The organism is Acidobacteriaceae bacterium, from assembly GCA_035944135.1.
Taxonomy (GTDB): Bacteria; Acidobacteriota; Terriglobia; order Terriglobales; family Acidobacteriaceae; genus Granulicella.
This window is the reverse complement of record DASZBM010000001.1, coordinates 100894-119795: the sequence shown is the minus strand read 5'-3', so window position 1 is coordinate 119795 and position 18902 is coordinate 100894. Positions and strand designations below refer to the sequence as shown.

The following is an 18902-nucleotide window of genomic DNA, read 5'->3' as shown; positions in this document are numbered from 1 at the left end:
GTATAGGAGGACAGTGACCGATGTCTCGATGGTTGATCTGGCTGCTGTGGCCCGCGATTGCCGCGGGCGCGCAGCAGCAGGCTGTGGCCGGTCCGGATGCGAGCGTGACAGCGGCGCTCCAGAACCTGAGCAAGCGGGCGGCGACGGTTTTTGTGGGACAGGTGGTGGGCATCCGGCGCGACGCCGGAGTGGTTGAGATTCAGTTTCGAGTGGATACGCCGCTGGTGGGGCAGACGGCTGGAAGCTACACGCTGCGTGAGTGGGCCGGCATGTGGCCGATGGGACAGATGCGCTACCGGGTCGGCGAACACGCGCTGGTGTTTCTGCATGGGACAAGCAGGGCTGGGTTGAGCTCGGTGGTTGACGGCAGCGAGGGCATGGTCCCGGTGATGGCCGATGAGAAGGGCACGCTGCTGCTGGATGTGCGCCGGCTGAGCACGCGCGTGCAGCGCCGGATCGGCGAGCCGCTGGCCGATGTGAGCGACGGAGCGATTGCGCTGAAGGATGCGCTGCCGATCGTTCAGAGCAAAGGCTCGGTGAGCATGCGGCCGGTGCGACGTCCGCTTCCGCCGGGGACCACGCCGATTCTTTCAACCTGGAGCCAGGTAACGAAGCTGCCGCCAAAGCCGATTGTGGAGCAGGTGCCGGATGCGCAGTAAGGGATGGATGTCGAGGGCGTTGCTGTTCGTTGGGTGCGTGTATGGGTCGCTGGCAGCGCACGCCGGCGGGCCGCGATTTGTTACAGGTGCCGGCTGGCAGGTGCAGGGCGGAATAACGATTCCGTTTTACACGTCGTCGCCGGCGTATTACACGGATCCGGGGAATTTGAGCGCGACGGTGTCACATGCTCAGGCAGACGCGATGGTGGCTGCTGCGGCGGCGACCTGGAATGTGCCGTCGTCGTCGCTGGTGCTGCGCCAGGGCGGCGAACTGGCCGAGCACGTGAGCTCCGCGAACGTCTACTTCAACGGCTCGGCGATGGTCTTTCCGAGCGATGTTTCATCGACGAACTACGAGAACATTCCGATTGCGGTGATTTATGACACCGATGGCAGTGTGATCGATACGTTGCTGGGTGAGGGAGCAAGCGATCCGAGCGGCTGCCGGCAAACGGGAGTCGTGGACAGTGTCGACTCGATCGGGCCGGAGGGAACAATTCATCATGCGATGCTGATTCTGAACGGCCGCTGCGTCGGCTCTGCGCCAGAGCAGTTGCTCCAGATGCAGTATCAGCTGGAACGCTCGTTCGGAAGGATTCTGGGGCTGGCCTGGTCTCAGGTTAACGACAATCTGTTTACGGGATCAACGCCGCCGACGGCTAGTGAGATCAGCTACTGGCCGATTATGCATCCGATCGACGTTCTCTGTGGAACGTACAGCTACCAGTGCATCACGAAGCCGTTTCAGCTTCGTGCAGATGACCTGAGTTCACTGGCGATTCTGTATCCGATTACGAACTCGAATATCAGCGCGAATTATTTGGGCAACGTGAAGCAGTTGAGCTCAGTGAGCGCAGTGAACCTCACGGGGCAGGCGCAATTTCCAACCGGGCAGGGAATGGAGCTGCTGAATACCACTGTGGCCATGGGGCCGCCGGGAAGCGGAGCCGTGCAGCTTACTTCGGGGGTGACAGGACAGTTGTACGCGCAGAATACGGGCAATCCGGTCACGGGGCCGGAGAGCTCATCGGAGAATCTGGGAACGACGTGGCCGCCTGACGAAGGCCGGACCTGGGTTCCACGAACGCCGGACGCCTACGTGGAGAACCTGTTTATGGTGACGGAGCCTATCGACCCGCTATATACAGGCGACTATGCGATCGCAATGTATGAACGTCCACCGATAGCGCCCTCCGGCTCACCGCAGATCATGATCGCGTGGTCTGCCCCTGCCGGGACAGGAGCTTCCTTTCAAGCGACGGCCTGGGATGCGGCTTCGACGTGCCCAGGGAACGGCGATGGAACGCAGAGCGCGCCGGCGCAGTCGGACGCGAGCGGATGGTGGAGCGGGCAGCTTTGCCCGGTAGGCCACAGTTCCTGGTGGAGCGTGAAAATTAATCCGGGGAGCACGTGGACGATCGAGGTGACGGCGCTGGATGAGACGGGAGCGCCGACGATGAACAAGGCACAGCCGGTGCTCGGAGTGTGGAACACGGGCGACGGCGGTTTGCCAACTGTGGCGAGCCAGCCATTTTCGATGAACGCATTGCAGCCGGGCGTGACGCAGTTGCAGATGCTGGCGGGTACGACTGCGAAGAACTATACGTTCGTGGTTGCCGACCAGTATGGAGCGGGACGGCCGGACTTCGCATACAAGGCGCGGGTGCTGTATGCGCAGAGCGTAAGCCCGGCACAGGTGAACACAGCGGGCGGACAGATTGTGATCACGGGTGAGGGCTTCCGGCAGGGTAACCAGGTCGTTGTGAATGGTGTGCCGGCGACTGTTTTGAGCTCGAGCGCGAACCAGATTATCGCGAGAGTGCCGAGCATGGCGACAGCGGGTGCGTCGATGGGAACGCCGGTGGATGTGATGGTGATGGACGTTGCGACAGGAGGAACGACGGACGTCGGCAGCGGTTTCAGCTACTCGAATGTGCAGCCTGGGATGGCTGTGCTGGTTTCGGCTCCGGCGTCTCTGGAGACAGGCGTTACAGCGGCGAAAGCATTTGCGGTGCGATTGCTCGAGCCGGATGGAGTGACACCGATCATCAGTGAGCCGGTGCAGGTGTCGGTTGTGTCGGGCTTAGCCACACTGGGAGCATGTACGAATGTAACAACGTGCACTCTGACTACGGATGCGACGGGACTGGTCCAGACAACGGTGACGGGCGGCGGAGCGGGGCCGGTGGTGTTGAACGCGACCGACGTAAATGGCAGCGCCGGTGTGCAGGTGACCGTAATGGATATGGATCCGGTGCGCGTGGTCTCGATTGCGAGTGCACCGATTTATGTGGCGGCGGGAGCGTCGGCGTCGTGGACGATCTCACTGGGAGCCACGCAGGATGGATTAGCGGCCGTGGGAGTGCCTGTGGTCTGGACGGCGAGTTCGGGGCTTTCGGTGAGTGGAGGCGCGGTAACGGATGGCAGCGGAACGGCTGCGCCGACGGTGAGCGCGACTGGCATCCCTGCCGGGGTCGCGACCGTCACCGGATGTTTGTGGGGGACGGTGTGCTCGAGCTGGACGGTGAATGCGGTGGATCCGTCGCAGTGGAAGATCGCGGTGGGCACGGGAGCAGGGCAGAGCGTGAGTGTGGGAACGGCGCTCGCTCCGGTGAGTCTTGGAGTGACGGACGCTGTGGGTCACACGTTGCAAGGGGCGACGGTGTCGGTCTATCAGACGGTGGACGCTTGGGAGGGTGCGTGCCCGGCGCAGGGAAGATGCGCGGCCAGCGCGGTGCTTGCATCAGGGAGGAGTTCTGCGGTTTCGGACAGCAACGGCAATGTGAGCATCACGCCGATGGAGCTCCCGGGACTGCCGCAAGTGGTGAACATTGCGGCGGTCACTGGAACGCAGGGGTTTGTCTCGCTGTCTCTGCCGGTGAGCCCGTAGCGGCGGCCTTGTCGGCTAGACAGGTTCGGCGGGGATGAGCATGTCGTGCGCGATGGGACGGCGGATGGCCATGAATCCGAAGACGGCGATGTAGATGTAGCAGATTGCCGGCACGATGAAGCTTGGCTGCAGACCAATGTGGTCGGCGAGTGTGCCCTGGATCTTCGGAACGATGGCGCCGCCCAGGATTGCTGCAATGAGCAGGCTCGAACCCTTGCTGGTAAGCGGACCCAGGTCCTGAATGCCGAGGGTGAAGATCGACGGGAACATGATGGAGTTGCAGAAGCCGACGGCGAGCACGGCTCCCATGGCGACGTGGCCGGTGGTCAGGAGCGTGGTAATGACCAGGCAGAAGGCGATGATGGCGCCCAGGCCCAGCAGCCAGCCGGTGCGGACCTTCTGCAGGATCGCGGAGCCGATGAAGCGGCCGACCATGGCGCCTCCCCAATAGACCATGAGGAAGTAGCCGGCAGTGGCGGCGGGGAGAGCGGCGATCTGGGGCAGGCCCATGTAGCTGACCAGCAGGTTGCCGATGGAGACCTCTGCGCCGACGTAGACGAAGATGCCGATGGCTCCGCAGAGCAGCCAGGGGTGGCGCCAGATGGAGTCGGGCTTCGGCGTGAGGGCTTCGGCGAAGGCACCGGGGCGGAAGTCCTGCGTGTGTTGCGAGATTCCGGTCTGAGTTTTGAGCTTGGTGAGCGCGAGCGCGAGTGCGAGGAGGGCAAGCGCGAGCGCGATGAGCATGTAAGGTACGCGCACGGTGGAGGCCTGATCGGCACGATAGTGGAGCTGTTGCAGAGCGCTCATGGCCTTGAGCTGCGCGGCGGAGAGTGGCTCGGCGGCGTGGCGAAGGATGAGGTAGGTGCCAAAGAACGGCGCCAGGAACGTGCCAACGGAGTTGAAGGCCTGCGCGAGATTGAGGCGGCTGGCCGCGGTGCGGGAGGGACCGATGACGGTCACATAAGGGTTGATGGCCACCTGCACGACGGTCATTCCGGCGGCGAGGATCACCAGCGCGGTGAGGAAGAGGGAGAACTTCGCGTAGTGCGCGGCGGGAAGGAATCCGACAGCGCCGAGCGCCATGATGAGCAGACCGACGACCATCGTCTTCTTGTAGCCGTAAATCTCGACGAGCTTGCCGCCGGGATAGCTGAAGACGAAGTAGGAGCTGAAGAAGTAGAAGGGAACGTTCTGCAGCTGGGAGTAGTCGAGCGCGAAGATCGATTTCAGGTGCGGGCTGATGACGTCGTTAAGGCAGGTGAGGAAACCGACCATGAAGAAGAGGGCGGTGGCGACGCTCATCGCGCGCGTGTCGGTCTTGAGGTAGGTGTCTTCGCCGTAACCCGGCGCGCTGACGTTTTTGAGAGGGACGGCCAAGGTGGCTCCTTACAAACAGGTTTGAATGCGGTCCGCCGCTGCGGGATGTCGGCGCATGCCAAAGTAAGAGTAATTGGTTTTGCAGGACACCGTGGTTGGGCAGATATATCGGCTGGCTAATCCTAGTGGAGATCCATGGAGAAGAAGTTGCCGGTGAAGACGCGCGCACGGATAAGCGGCTCGTTGTGCTGGGTGAGGCCGCCGAAGACAAAGTCGACAGCGTCGTTCTCGCGGGAGTCGGCGAGGCGGACGAGTTCGGTGACCTTGCCGTCGGGGATGCTGACGCGGTCAATAGGCTGGGCGGGGTCGAGCGAGGCGTGTAGATAGAGGAAGCGGCTGTCGGAGGACCAGACGGGGTCGGCGCCGGAGGGTACAGGGAGGGTGGTCCAGGTGTGGCTGGCGACATCAAAGAGACGGACCTGGCGCTGGTCGAGGGTAAGGGCGGCGATCCAGCGGCCGTCGGGCGACCAGCGTGGGCTGAAGAGGTTGTTCGAGCCGGGAACCTCTTCGATCTGATTGTTATTGAGGTGGAGAATGTGGAGCGTGCGCGCGGCGTTCTCCTTGCCCATGTAGTCGTTGACGCGGCCGAATACGAGGGACTTGCCGTCCGGCGCCCATGATGGGTCGGCGGCGTTGCGGGACTCTCGAAGCAGTGGCTGAAGATTATCGCCCTCGGAGCCAACGAGATAAATCTGCCATGCTTTGCCGGGCTCGCGAGCCATCAGGGCGAGGTGTTTGCCGTCCGGCGCCCAGCGAGAGAGGAAGACATCGAGGCTATCGGGGGTGAGCTGAAGCTTTTCGTCCCCGTTCGAGCGGGCTCGCCACAGCAGACCGGTCGGGTCCGTCCAGGCGACCCACTGGCCATCGCGGCTGTAATCGACGCGCACGGCGGAGCTGAGGAAGCCTTTTTCGGGGACGAGATTGCCGGAGGCATCGAGGCGCTGGAGATCGGAGCGGGCGTCGACGCCGAGGAAGAAGATGCGATTGCCGGAACGGGCGGCTACAGGCGAACGGAACTGCAGGGGACCATTGGTGAGACGGACCGGGTCCGAGGTTGAGTCGCCCGAGAGTCGCCAGAGGTCGGAGTTGCCACCGCGGCTGGACTGGAAGATGAAGGAGCGGCCGTCGGCGGTCCAGACGCCGCAACATTCGGATGCGGGCTGACTGAAGTTGGGAAGCAGCTGATGCGGCTTGCGGTCAGAGGCAGACAACTGCCACAGCGATGTGGTGTGTGTGAGTGGGTCGAGGATGGTAAAGCGCAGCAGCTTTCCGTTGGGTGACCAGCGCAGCCAGAAGGCGCGGCCCGGGAGGGTTGCGTAAAGCTGCGGCGTGCCGCTGCTGATCACCGAGAGATAAAGGTTGTTGCCGTTGGCGTAGAGGATGCCGCCGTTATTGGGCATCCACGTGGCGTCATGGGCGAGGACGTTGCCGATGCGGAGTGCGGAGCCGCCGATGGTGGGGACAGCCCAGAGGGGCTGTTCAGATTCCGGGGAAAGGTGGTCTCGCAGCAGGAGGCGCGCGCCGTCAGGGGAGATGTCGCCGAGAGCGGGACCGGCGACCTCGTCGGGAACGCCGAGTGGTGTAACGGAGCCATCGGCGAGGGCGACGGCGGCTATGCCGTCGCGTCCGTTGTCGATGGTACCCGCGAAGAGGTGGACGCCGTCGGTGACTGCCGCGGCGAGGCTCTCCATGCTGTCGACGCCCGGCGCAAGGTGGCCGCTATGGGTGAGCTGCACGATGTGCGGTGGCGGTGTGGAGGCCCGGTCGTATCCGATGAGATAACTGGCGAGCAGGGCCGCAATGAAGAAGAGGGCCAGGAGCACGATAACACCGGCCGAGGGCGAAGACGTCCGGTGGGGTAGCACGGACTCGGGCGCGGCGGTCGTGGACTCGGGTGCAATGTATTTCGGTGAGGCGACGATTTCGGCAGGGGCGACTTCCGAGATCGTCGCCGCGGAGGGGTTGTCCCTGGTCGGTGGGCGCGAGGGCGGTTCGGAGAAAGTGACCGGAGCGATGAATCGATAGCCGCGTTTCGCGAGTGTCTCGATATAGCGGGGACTGTCGGCGGAGTCGCCGAGGGCCTCGCGGATCTTATTAATAGCTGTGCCGAGGGAATGGTCGAAGTCGACGACGGTGTCGCGGCCCCAGAGGCGCAGTTGCAGGTCCTCCCGGGTAACGATCTGGCCGGGGCGCTCGAGGAGCGCGGTTAGAACTTTAAAGGGCTGACTCTGCAGCTTGATCCGAAAACCAGCCTTCCAGAGTTCACCGCTCTCGAGGTCCACTTCAAAGAGTCCGAAGGTGAGTTTCGAGTTGGATACGGGGGCCGGCATCGCGCGAAAAGAACCTCGCGCACTTGAATGTATCACTCACCCGGCTGCACCGCCAGAGTTGACATGCTATCGGTAAGTCAAAGAGGAACGGGGAGTTATCAGAGGATGAAAAATTGAGAGACAAAGGGACAGCAAAGGATTGCGAAGGCGGAGTCGGTTTGAGCACCGTGGGCCTCATTGCTTCTGGGATTTCCAATTTTCTGTAGAGGAGCCCGGCAGTGTTTTGGAGGCAGCACTATGCAACTGATAAGAAGCGCTCTTAAGGCATTTACGGGATTGCTACTGGTTTTGTTCCTGGCGGCTCCGGTGTCCGTCCGGGCGCAAAGCGACCTCGCCCGTATCTCCGGCACCGTGACCGACACTAGTGGGGCAGCGATCCCCGGGGCGAGCATCACGGTGACAAACCTGGGAACCAGCGCGGTTCAAAAGGTGACCAGCGGTTCTACCGGTGACTTCTCCGTCTCGGCCCTGCCGGTCGGCAGCTACAAGGTTAAAGTCACAGCGTCCGGCTTTGCGAGCGAGGAGCAGAACGTGAAGCTCGACGTTGGCCAGGTGCAGCAGATGAGTTTCCACATCGGCATCGGCGCCGAGAGCACTACCATCGAGGTAACCGACGCCGCCCCGGTGGTTGACTTGGCGACTTCGGAGACAGGTGAGGTCATCACCGGGCGGGAATTGTCAGATCTGCCGCTAAACGGACGCAACTTCACTCAGCTGACGCTTCTGCAGCCCGGCGTCACCCGCGGCCAGAGCAACAACTCGGCCTCAGGTTATAACAAGGGCCAACAGCCGGTGGAAACGATCCGCTTCAATGAAACCGGCGGCGCCTCACTTTCAGCCAACGGTCTGCGTCCGCAGGCCAACAGCTTCCTTCTGGACGGTATCGACGATAACGATTCGCTGGTCAACACCATCGTTCTGTATCCGGACGTCGAAGCGCTGGCAGAGTTCCGCGCCACGAACTCGCTCGCACCGGCTGAATTCGGCCGCGTCGGCGGTGTTCTCGTGCAGGCCGCCGTCAAGAGCGGCACCAACCAGATTCACGGCTCCCTTTACACTTTCTACCGCGACTCCGCGCTGGGGTCAGCGAACCCGAACTACTTCAGCCCCGGAACTCCGGAGCCAAGCTTCCACCGAAACCAGTATGGCGCGACGCTAGGTGGGCCGCTCTGGAAGAACCGTCTCTTCCTCTTCGGCGACTACCATGGCTCCCGCCAGGCCATTCCGAACTCCGGCCTTTCCATTAATACCGTCCCGACAGTGAAGATGCGCACTGGTGATTTTTCCGATCTGCTCGGATCGAGCCAGACCAGCGTGCCCGCGATGTATTCGGGTCCCGGATCGTACAGCCCTGACGGTTGCACATCCTTCACCACCGTCCATGGAATCGTGATCACGCCGACCTCGGATAACAACAATCCGACCGGCGCGCTGAACGCGAGTGTCGACAACGGCGCGATCTTCAATCCGCTTACCTGCTCTCAGTTCGGCACGATTTCTGCACCGAACGTGATTCCGTCGGCGCAGCAGAATTCCATCGCGATGAAGTACCTGAACTACTTTCCCGCACCCAACCGCACTGCTATCAATAACGTCATTAACAACTATCAGAACCAGCAGATCAGCACGGTGACGGACAACGAGTTCGACGCGCGCCTGGACGGGCATATCGGCAGCCGGGACAACTTCTTCGTTCGCGGATCGACCGACACCTACGACTCGATCCTGACGACGGCCCTGCCTGGTATCCCCTCGGGCTACGGTTCGGGCAATAACGATACGCACCCCCGTCAGCTGGCTGCGGGCGAAACCCACATCTTCACGCAGAACATCGTGAACGATATGCGCTTTGGCTACACGCGTGACTACTACTCCTACCTGAACCCGGATAATGGCACGGCGATCGATACGCAGCTCGGCATCCCGAACGGCAACCGTAACTCACTCCTGGGCGGCATCTCGCTGATCGGCGACAACAACACGCAGCTTTCGTACACGGGGGACGGCGGCCAGTACTCCGTGCCGCAGTATTCCTATGAGGGCAACGATACGGCGAGCTGGGCGCATGGGGCACACACCTTCAAGTTTGGAGCGATGATCATCCACCGCGAAGTGGACTTCTTCCAGGCTGCGTATTCCGCGAAGGGCTTCTTCAACATGTACAACGGAGCTTTCACCGGCTACGACACGTCGGAACTGGCCGGCGGGTTCGTCAACAACTATGACATTTCCAGTCCGGGCTTCTTCCGCACCATGTCGTGGGAGACTGGATACTTCGCAGAGGACGACTGGAAGGCCAGCCGTCGCCTGACCCTCAACCTGGGCATGCGCTACGACCTCTACACGCACCCGTACGAAGCCAGCAATCAGCAGTCGAATTACAACATCGCGACCAACACGCTGGAAGTCGCGGGACAGAATGGCAACTCGCGCGCTCTGATCAACACCAACTTCAACAATTTCGGACCCCGTGTCGGTTTCGCGTACGACCTGTTAGGCAATGGCAAAACAGCGCTGCGCGGCGGCTACGGTATCTTCTATTTCCTCGACCGCGGCGGCGTCGGCAACCAACTGTCCAACAACCCGGACTTCAACGGCACTTCTGATTACAGCTCGTACGCAGGCTATCGCATCAACCTGAGCGGACAGGCGCCGATGGTGGCCAACGCCTCCAACAGCAGCAACACCACTCCCGGTCCCTATGCGGGCAACAACCCAACCTTGGCGACAGGGGCTCTCCCGAGCGCCACGCCGACGGTCAGCCTCACCAACCCGCAGAATGTGTCGCTCATCTCGTATCCGGTCAAAGATCCCACTTCGATGGTCCAGCAGTACAACATGAGCATCGAACAAGCCCTCAGTAGCTCCACAGCGCTGACCATCGCGTATGTCGGCACCAAGAGCGATCACCTCTTCAACTCCGTCAATTACTCTGCTCCGCAGCTTGGCACCAACGTATACTTTGGCCAGTCTTCCGGCCAGACCATTACGCTGAACGAGGATAACGGCAGCTCGCGTTACAACGGTCTGCAGGCGAAGCTCGATCGCAAACTCGTCCACGGCCTGCAGTTCACGGCTGCCTACACCTGGTCGCACGCCACGGACAACTCCATCGGGCCGTTCTCTGAGGCCGGTGCGAGCTCTGTCCCCACAACCTCCGCGGGACCGCAGTTCAACCTCAACCGCGGCGATTCCGACAACGACATCCGCAACGTCTTTACCTTCGCGATGCTGGGAGAACTGCCGTTCGGCCGGGGCAAAATGTTTGCCTCGCACATCAATACGTTCACCAACTATTTCATCGGCGGCTGGCAGGTTTCTCCGTTCCTCCAGCTAAGCAGCGGCTCGCCATTCGATGTCACCATTGCCTCGCCCGGCAGCGGAGGTCCGTCCGTGCGGCCCAACCTGGTGAGCCACAGCAACCTGTACCTGACGCCGACCGCGGCGAACAACTACGACGTGCTGAATCCCTACGACTTTGCGGCTCCGGCCACAAATGCGGGGGGCTTCTACATCGCGCCGGGCAACACGCATAAGAACGAGTGGCGCGGTTCGAGCTACTCGAACCTGAGCATGTCGATCTTCAAGGACTTTCCCATCCACGAACGGATCGTGGCGCAATTGCGCGGCCAGTTCTACAACCTGCTGAACTCGCCGGCCTTTGCTCCGCCGTCCAACACGCAGCTGCCGGCCGGCCTTTCGGCGCAAAAGCCCGGTCAGCCGCCGTATGCCTTCGCTAACCTGACGAACGTCGACTACTTCAGCCAGAGGCTGACGGAGCTTGCGTTCCGCATTCAGTTCTAGCTCGGCACCGACTCCTCAACACGGCACTGCAGGCTGCGCTTGCAGTGCCACTTTTTTCCCAAAACCGTTTCACCTCTGCGAGCCCGTATGTTGTTGCGTTTCGCTGCTCTTCTCGGCTGTTGCTGCGCCACTCTGCTCCCCGCGCAAACACCGCGCATTGACAAGATCGATCCGCCGAACTGGTGGGTGGAGATGCCCGCACCGATGCTGCTGGTGCGCGGCGAAGGCCTGAGCGGCGCCAGGTTTTCGTTCAGCGATGGCGCTCTGGGGATTCAGAAGACCGTTGTTTCGGACAATGGGCACTGGGCGCAACTATGGCTGATGAAGGCGCCGGTGCGTCCGGAGAGGGTGACGATTCGTGTCTCGCGCGGCAGCGAACATGCAGACGCGATGTATGAGTTTGGCGCGCGCAAATCACCAACTGCGGGCTTCGCAGGATTCTCTTCGTCGGACGTGATGTATCTCATCATGACGGACCGCTTCGCCGACGGTGACCTGAAGAACGATGGGCCGCACGCGGAAGATGCCGCGTCCAGTTCAGCGGCTGCGGCAGAACGCGCGAAGCCAAGAGGATGGCACGGCGGAGATTATCGGGGTATCGAGCAACATCTCGATTATCTGCAGCAGCTCGGCGTGACGGCCGTTTGGATCACGCCGCCCTACGAAAATCTCGGCGCCGAGAGCTATCACGGCTATCACGCGACCGACATGTATCGCGTGGATCCGCACTGGGGGTCGATGGTGGACCTGCAGGCGTTGGCGGACGCGCTGCACAAGCGTCACATGAAGCTGGTGCTCGACACCGTGCCGAACCATGTCGGACCGCTGCATCCCTGGGTGCAGGATGAGCCGACACCCAACTGGTTCCACGGCACCGCGGCGCACCACATCGCGGGAGAGACTAACTTCGAGGCACTGATCGATTCGCATGCACCGGAGCGCGATCGCATCGGAACGCTGGATGGATGGTTCGTAGACTCACTTCCCGACATGGACACAGACGACGCGACGGTCGCGAAGTATCTTCGCCAGAACGCGGTGTGGTGGATTGAGGAGACGGGCGCCGATGCGCTTCGAATCGATACCTTTCCGTATGTGGATCGACAATTCTGGCACGAGTTCATGGCGGAGATCGCCGCGCTGTACCCACGTGTCACAGCGGTCGGCGAGGTCTCGGATGGCAACCCGGTAATTAACTCGTCATTTGCCGGCGGAGTTACGCGCGCAGGTGTAGACACTGGGCTCTATACACCGTTCGACTATCCGGAGTACTACGCGGCGCAGGATACGTTCGTGAAGGGCGCACCGATGAAGCGTCTCGCGGATGTCCTCGGACAGGACAGCTTGTATCCGCATCCGGACAGGCTCGTGCCGTTCCTCGATAACCATGATCAAAAGCGATTCGCGGAGCAGATTCCGGATGCATCGCTCGATCGCGTGGCGTTCGCCTACCTGCTGACGATGCGGGGAACTCCTCAGTTGTATGCAGGCGACGAGATCGCGATGAAGGGTGGCAGCGATCCCGATAACCGGCGTGACTTTCCGGGAGGATTTCCCGGCGCCTCCCAGGATGCCTTCACTCAGGCCGGGCGCACTCCTGAAGAGCAAACCGAATTCTCGTGGATTGGAGCACTTACGAAACTCCGGCGCGACTACGCTGCGCTGGCCTGCGGCGGCGAACAGGTGCTCGCGGCCGACAATGACTGGCTGGTTACGCTACGCGACATGCAACACAATCCAGCCGAGCGTTGCGAAGCGAAGAGCGGCGCGCATCCACACGAGCGAGTGATTGTCGCGCTCCACCGAGGAACCGGCGCGGCTGCGCTCGATGTACCGACGGCGAAGACATGGGCCGAAGGCTGCCGGCTCTCGCGGCCTCTGCTCGGCGAGGGCCGCATCACAAGCAGCTCCTCACCCGAGGGATTTCATCTGAGCCTGAACGGAAACGACGTTCTTATCGCAGCGTGCGAGTGAGGGCGCGACGCGATGCCTGCCACTGTCATATAACTGACGACAGAGGGCATGATGGCATCGAGCAACATCCGCGCGGCAGAAGGTCATGAACGGCAAAGCGAAAATTCTCCGGAGGTCGTCGTTTTGCGGCCCTGGCTTTCCGAGCGCATCTGGGGGTCTACGGAGTTACCCGCGTTTTTGGAGCAGCCGAAGCCGGGGCATCCGGTGGGCGAGGCATGGCTGACTTCCGTCGACTGCGCTGTCGAGGGTGACGGCACGCTCGGCGAGATCACTCGGAAATGGCCGCAGGAGTTCAGCGCCGACAAGCCGGGCGAGTTTCCGCTGCTGATGAAGTTGCTCTTTCCGCGCGAGTGGCTTTCGGTGCAGGTGCACCCGAACGACGCTGAGGCGCAGGCCATCGGCCAGCCGCGCGGAAAAAACGAGTGCTGGTACGTGCTCTCCGCTGAACCGGGTGCGAAGCTTGCGCTCGGCTTTCGCGAGGAACTGACGCCGGAGGAGATCGAGCGCGCCATTCACGAGGGCACGCTCGAAAGCAAGCTGCAGTACGTTCCCGTGAAGGCCGGCGACATGGTCTACGTGGAAGCGGGAACCATCCACGCAATCGGACCCGGGATGGTGGTGCTCGAAACCCAGCAATACAGCGACACGACGTATCGACTGTATGACTACGGCCGTCCGCGCGAGTTGCACCTGAAGGACGGGCTCGCTGTCACCAAGTCGCGCACCAGCTCGGGCCTGGTTGCCCCGGTCGAGCAGGAGGGATTCACGCGGCTCATCCGTTCGCCGTATTTCATCGTGGACCGCTTTCAGACGGTTGCCGGCGGCAGCAACGATCTGGGGTTGAGCGGCAAGATGCAAATTTTGGTGGCCTTGCACGACGGCGCCTCGGTGCGGACGCACGACGGAAGCCGTGTGCAGCTTCCTGCCGGCCACGCCGTCGTGCTGCCCGGCCGAGAGGGCGTGAGCTACATCCTCGAAGGCGGCAGCAAGGCCGAGGTCATTCGCGCATCCGCAGCCGTGAGCTGACGGCGCGCGGTTTCCGGCCAACTTCAACTGCAGCGCTGCGCAAATCTGTTACCCTCGAAAGAAAGGGATTTGCGCATGCTCACCGAGCCGTTTTACGACCCGGCCAGGAGTTACCTGGAGAACTTCGAGCAAGGCCCTTTTTCTTCCTTCGCCGAACCTTCCGTCTATCAGGACCGCGGCGAGCCCCGACACAGATTTCTTGGCCATGAAGTGAATCTGCCGCTCGGCATCGCGGCGGGCCCGCTGCTGAACGGACGCTTCGTGAAAGCCGCGCTGGACAAGGGATTCGATCTTCCCGTGTATAAGACGGTGCGGACGCGGCGGTATCCGGCGCATGCCTGGCCGAACGTTCTCGCCGTGCATCCCAAAGGCGACCTTCCGCTGGACACCGCGCCGCTTGTCGGCGATGAGAATTACAGCGAGCCGCTTTCGATCACCAACTCCTTCGGCGTTCCCTCGTTCGACCCCGAGTTCTGGCAGCCGGACATCGCCGATGCAGTCGCTCATGCGCGGCGCGGGCAGGTTGTCGTCGCGAGCTTTCAGGGCACAACCTCCGGCCACGGCGATGTGGAAGCGTACATCGAAGACTTCGCACTCGCCGCGCGGCTGCTGAAGGAAACCGGCGTAAAGATTATCGAGGCCAACCTAAGCTGCCCGAATGAGGGCACAGCGAATCTGCTCTGCTTCGACACCGATCGCGCACGGCGCGTGGTCGAACGGATTCGCGATGAGATTGGCTCGCTCGGCCTGATGGTGAAGGCCGCCTACTTCCGCGATGAAGAGAGGCTGCGTACGTTTGTGCGCGAGATCGGTCCGCTGGTCGACGGCATCGTTGCGATCAACACGCTTCCGGCAAAGGTACTCGATGGCGATGGGCAGCAGGCGCTGCCTGGAGAAGGCAGGCTCTCGAGCGGTGTGTGTGGGCGCTCGATTCGGTGGGCCGGGCTCGAGATGAGCCGCCGTCTTGCAGGGCTGCGCGAAGAGCTTGGGCTGAAATTTTCGATCATTGGTGTTGGCGGGCTGAGTGACGCGAACGACTACAAGGCCTACCGCGAAGCCGGAGCGGACGCGGCGATGATGGCAACCGCTGCGATGTGGAATCCCCGGCTGGCGCAGGAGATTAAGGAGGCGCTGAATTGAGCGAGACAATCGCTTCAGCGTTGTTGAATATCGGCGGAGTCAGATTCCAGCCGGATGACCCCATCACATTCAAATCGGGCATCATTTCGCCCGTGTACTGCGACAACCGCAAGTTTCCATTCCATCCGCGCGAGTGGCGCGAAGTGATCGAGGGCTTCGTCGAGCTAATGGCCACGGCGGGATTGAACTTCGACGTGATTGGCGGCATTGAGTCGGCCGGAATCCCGCACAGCGCCGTGCTTGGTTTTGTCACGGCGACTCCATCGGTGTTCATCCGCAAGGCGGCAAAAGAGCACGGAACGAAGCGGCGTGTCGAAGGCGGCGATGTGTACGGAAAGCACGTGCTGCTCATCGAGGATCTCGTCACGACCGGAAGCAGCAGCCTTGCTGGTGTGGAGGCGCTGCGCGATGAGGGAGCGATCGTCAGCGACTGCGTTGCCATTGTGAGCTACCGCTTTATGGATGCGGTAGAACAGTTCGAGAGAGCGGGTGTGCAACTGCACACGCTCACCAGCTTTGGCGAGATCCTGGAACTGGCGCGGAAGCGTGAGTTAGTGACCGACGAACAGGCCCAGAGCGTTGCGGCGTGGCTGCACGATCCGCACGGATGGGCCGCAACCCGGATGCAACGTGGAGAGACGGCTTGAACGCGATCGCCGAGAAACTGGCGCGACGGATCCAAAGCGTGGAGTCGCTACTGTGCGTTGGACTTGATCCTGACTTTGAAAAGCTGCCGCAGCGATTTCGCGAGCAGCCAGATGCGCAGGAGAGATTCGGCAAGTGGATCGTGGACCAGACCGCCGAATTTGCGGCCGCAATCAAGTTGAACACTGCGTTTTACGAGGCGCGCGGCGCGCAGGGAATTGCTGCGATGGAGCGCACGATTGAGTATGCGCGCGCACAGCACCCGGAACTGGTCACGATCTGCGATGCAAAGCGTGCGGACATAGGCAACACGAACAAAGGTTATGCGGAGGCCATCTTCGACCGCATGGGCTTCGATGCGGTAACCCTGCATCCGTATCTCGGGCGCGAGGCGCTGGAGCCATTTCTGAGCCGGCGCGACAAGATGTGCGTCGTACTCTGTCGAACTTCGAATCCCGGCGCGGGTGAGTTTCAGGATTTGGATGTGAATGGAAAGCCGCTGTGGCTTGCAGTCGCGCAGCGCATCAGTTCTGCATGGGACATCGATGGTAACTGCGCACTTGTGGTTGGCGCGACATACCCGGAGGAAATGCGAGCGATTCGAGCGGCCGCGCCTGACATGACATTTCTTGTTCCGGGAATTGGAGCGCAGGGTGGCGACGTGCGGGCAGTCATCGAGACTGGGCTCGACACGCGCGGTGCAGGTTTGTTGCTGGCGGCTTCGAGATCGATTCTCTTCAGCGACGATCCGGCGGCAGCTGCTCGCGGGCATCGTGATGAGATTCGCGACGCTGTAAAACGGGCCAGGGAGGGTGTGCATGCTGCGCGTTGAAGGCCGCATTGCAAATGAGGATCGGGAGTTCGACGGCGCAATCGAGATCGACCCAGGTACTGGCCTCATCACACACGTGGGCGCAGTCGAAGGGCGCAGTGATGTGAAGACCGATGGCTGCATCATCTTCGCGGGCTTTGGCGACCTTCATGTGCACGCACGCGAAGACGTGAGCGGGCGCGAATTGTACAAGGAAGACTTCACTACTGCGGCGGCTGCAGCGATTCATGGTGGCGTGACGCACTTCGCCGATATGCCCAACAATCCCATCGCGCCGATCGACGACGCCAGCTACGCGGCCAAAGAAAAGCTGACACAAGGTACCGCGGTTCATATCACGCTGTACGGCGGCATTGGGCCGGGCACGCGCCCACTCGCCCGTGCGGTTCCATACAAGGCATTCATGGGCCCGTCCGTCGGCGAGCTGTTCTTCTCTTCGCCGGAGCAATTGGAGGAAACGATCGCACGCTATCGAGGGTGCAACGTGAGCTTCCACTGCGAGGATCCGCTGATTCTGAATGCGAGCCGCGGAGCAGCGACGCACGAGCAGCGCCGGCCTGCAGAGGCGGAGATCTCAGCGACACAGTTTGCGCTGCAACTGATCGAGCGATATGGCCTCGAAGGAAAGCTCTGCCACTTTTCTACGGGCGAGGGCCTGAAAGACCTGATCGCCGCAAAGGCAAGCGGCGTGCGCGTAACCTGTGAAGTCACGCCGCATCATCTGTTCTTCGACGACACGATGCTCAACGAGCAGAATCGCCTCTGGCTGCAGATGAATCCGCCGCTGCGCGGACGCGAAGACCGTCTGGCGATGATCGAAGCTCTGCGCACCGGAGCTATCGACTATCTCGCTACCGATCACGCGCCGCACTCGCTCGAAGAGAAGCGCAAGGGCACCAGTGGGGTTCCGCATCTGGATACGTACGGCGCGTTCACGACATGGCTGATGATGGAGCACGGCTTCACGCCGCTGCAGATTGCGCGCGTGTGCGCGGCAAACCCCGGACGATTCGTGCAGCCTTATTTGCCGCACGGTTATTCAAAGGGATTCGGCCGTGTTGAAGCAGGATATGTCGGCTCTTTGACCGTGCTGGATCTCAAAACACCGTATTCAGTCACACGCGATTCGTTGAAGACGAAGTGTGGCTGGTCGCCCTTTGAAGGCGTAACGTTCCCCGGGAGCGTTCGCCATACGGTCGTGCGCGGGCGCGTGTACACGCAGGATGGAGCTGGGCGATGAGCAGGCTGCGACACGTCGTTCGTGCCGAGCAACTGGTTGATCCAGTGCTGCTCGACGAGTTATTCAACTCCGCCAGCACATTGGAGCGTGATGACAAGGCACGCAAGTTAGAACTTCCGCTGCGCGGCCGCATTCTGGCGACTATGTTTTATGAGCCGAGCACGCGCACACGATTCTCCTTCGAAGCCGCGATGCAAAAGCTGGGCGGTGGCGTTCTCACAGCCGAAAATGCACTCGATAACTCTTCAGCCTCAAAAGGCGAAACGATCGCGGACACCGTGCGTGTGGTGAGTGGATATGCGGACGCGATCGTTCTGAGGCATCCGCAGGTTGGAGCGGCAGAAGCGGCCGCTCAGGCTTCACCAGTCCCGATCATCAATGCTGGAGACGGCGCCGGCGAGCATCCCACGCAGGCGCTGATCGACGTCTACACGATTCGCAAGGAGCTGGGCCGGCTCGAGGGATTGAATATCGCACTCGTAGGAGACCTGAAGAATGGTCGCACGATTCACTCGCTGCTCCCGTTTCTCCGGCACGCTCCCGGAATCTCGCTGACGCTCATCTCACCGCCACAACTCCGCTTGCCCGGCAAGTACGTACGCATGCTGCAGGAGGCCGACACGCGGTTTGCAGAGACCACGCGCCTCGCGCGCGTTCAGCCCGCCGATGTCGTGTACGTCACGCGAGTGCAGCGCGAACGCTTCGCTTCAGAAGCTGAGTACGATGCTGTGAAGGACTCCTACCGTATTGATCTGCACGTAGCCGATTCTCTGAAAGCGCGCTCGATCATCCTTCACGCTCTGCCGCGCACCACTGAGATCTCGCCTGAGGTTGATCAGGACGCCCGAGCAGCGTACTTCCGCCAGGCTAGAAACGGACTTTACGTGCGGATGGCGTTGCTGAAGTATCTGATGAGCTAGCGATTCGCTTTTCTAGGAAGGCTCGCAGAATCGAGCTTGCACATCGTTTCGGGAGAAGCGTAGTG

Annotated in this window: 12 protein-coding genes; 10 read left to right on the top strand and 2 right to left on the bottom strand. The window is 61.6% G+C overall.

The features are described 5' to 3' along the window. Nucleotides 1-20 precede the first annotated feature (20 nt). Both VGU25_00425 and VGU25_00420 read left to right on the top strand, forming a co-directional pair. A complete protein-coding gene (locus tag VGU25_00425; GenBank protein ID HEV2575646.1) occupies nt 21-659 on the top strand; it encodes a hypothetical protein in 639 nt (212 codons plus the stop codon). Beyond that, nucleotides 649-3549: an IPT/TIG domain-containing protein gene (locus VGU25_00420; protein ID HEV2575645.1), complete on the top strand. Its 2901-nt coding sequence runs from the start codon at nt 649-651 to the stop codon at nt 3547-3549. The genes VGU25_00425 and VGU25_00420 overlap by 11 nt, the downstream gene beginning before the upstream one ends. 15 nt (nt 3550-3564) lie before the next feature. Here VGU25_00420 and VGU25_00415 read toward each other — a convergent pair whose 3' ends face one another. Both VGU25_00415 and VGU25_00410 read right to left on the bottom strand, forming a co-directional pair. Next, nucleotides 3565-4926 (bottom strand): sugar MFS transporter, encoded by a 1362-nt coding sequence (locus VGU25_00415; protein HEV2575644.1) that lies wholly within the window; start codon nt 4924-4926, stop codon nt 3565-3567. A gap of 122 nt (nt 4927-5048) precedes the next feature. Next, nucleotides 5049-7256 carry a winged helix-turn-helix domain-containing protein gene (locus tag VGU25_00410; protein ID HEV2575643.1) on the bottom strand — a complete coding sequence of 736 codons (2208 nt, stop codon included), beginning with the start codon at nt 7254-7256 and terminating at the stop codon, nt 5049-5051. A gap of 237 nt (nt 7257-7493) precedes the next feature. Here VGU25_00410 and VGU25_00405 point away from each other — a divergent pair, with 237 nt between their 5' ends. The 8 genes from VGU25_00405 to pyrB all read left to right on the top strand — a co-directional run bounded on the left by VGU25_00405 (nt 7494) and on the right by pyrB (nt 18837). After that, entirely contained in the window at nt 7494-11060 is a 3567-nt protein-coding gene (locus VGU25_00405) for a carboxypeptidase regulatory-like domain-containing protein (GenBank protein ID HEV2575642.1), read from the top strand. Nucleotides 11061-11147: 87 nt separating this feature from the next. Further along, complete coding sequence (locus VGU25_00400; protein HEV2575641.1) at nt 11148-13034, top strand: alpha-amylase family glycosyl hydrolase; 1887 nt, start codon at nt 11148-11150, stop codon at nt 13032-13034. A 48-nt stretch (nt 13035-13082) separates the two neighbouring features. Further along, nucleotides 13083-14060, top strand: coding sequence for a type I phosphomannose isomerase catalytic subunit (locus tag VGU25_00395; GenBank protein HEV2575640.1), 978 nt, complete (start codon nt 13083-13085; stop codon nt 14058-14060). A gap of 75 nt (nt 14061-14135) precedes the next feature. Further along, nucleotides 14136-15200 (top strand): hypothetical protein, encoded by a 1065-nt coding sequence (locus tag VGU25_00390; protein HEV2575639.1) that lies wholly within the window; start codon nt 14136-14138, stop codon nt 15198-15200. Beyond that, nucleotides 15197-15847, top strand: coding sequence for an orotate phosphoribosyltransferase (gene pyrE, locus VGU25_00385; GenBank protein ID HEV2575638.1), 651 nt, complete (start codon nt 15197-15199; stop codon nt 15845-15847). Before VGU25_00390 ends, pyrE begins: the two co-directional genes overlap by 4 nt. Beyond that, the gene (gene pyrF / locus VGU25_00380) at nt 15844-16677 is read left to right on the top strand and encodes an orotidine-5'-phosphate decarboxylase (protein ID HEV2575637.1); all 834 of its coding nucleotides are present in this window, start codon (nt 15844-15846) and stop codon (nt 16675-16677) included. Before pyrE ends, pyrF begins: the two co-directional genes overlap by 4 nt. Next, nucleotides 16664-17917, top strand: a complete 1254-nt coding sequence (locus tag VGU25_00375) for an amidohydrolase family protein (GenBank protein HEV2575636.1) — start codon at nt 16664-16666, stop codon at nt 17915-17917. The genes pyrF and VGU25_00375 overlap by 14 nt, the downstream gene beginning before the upstream one ends. Further along, nucleotides 17914-18837 carry an aspartate carbamoyltransferase gene (gene pyrB, locus VGU25_00370; protein HEV2575635.1) on the top strand — a complete coding sequence of 308 codons (924 nt, stop codon included), beginning with the start codon at nt 17914-17916 and terminating at the stop codon, nt 18835-18837. The genes VGU25_00375 and pyrB overlap by 4 nt, the downstream gene beginning before the upstream one ends. The last annotated feature ends 65 nt before the right edge of the window (nt 18838-18902 follow it).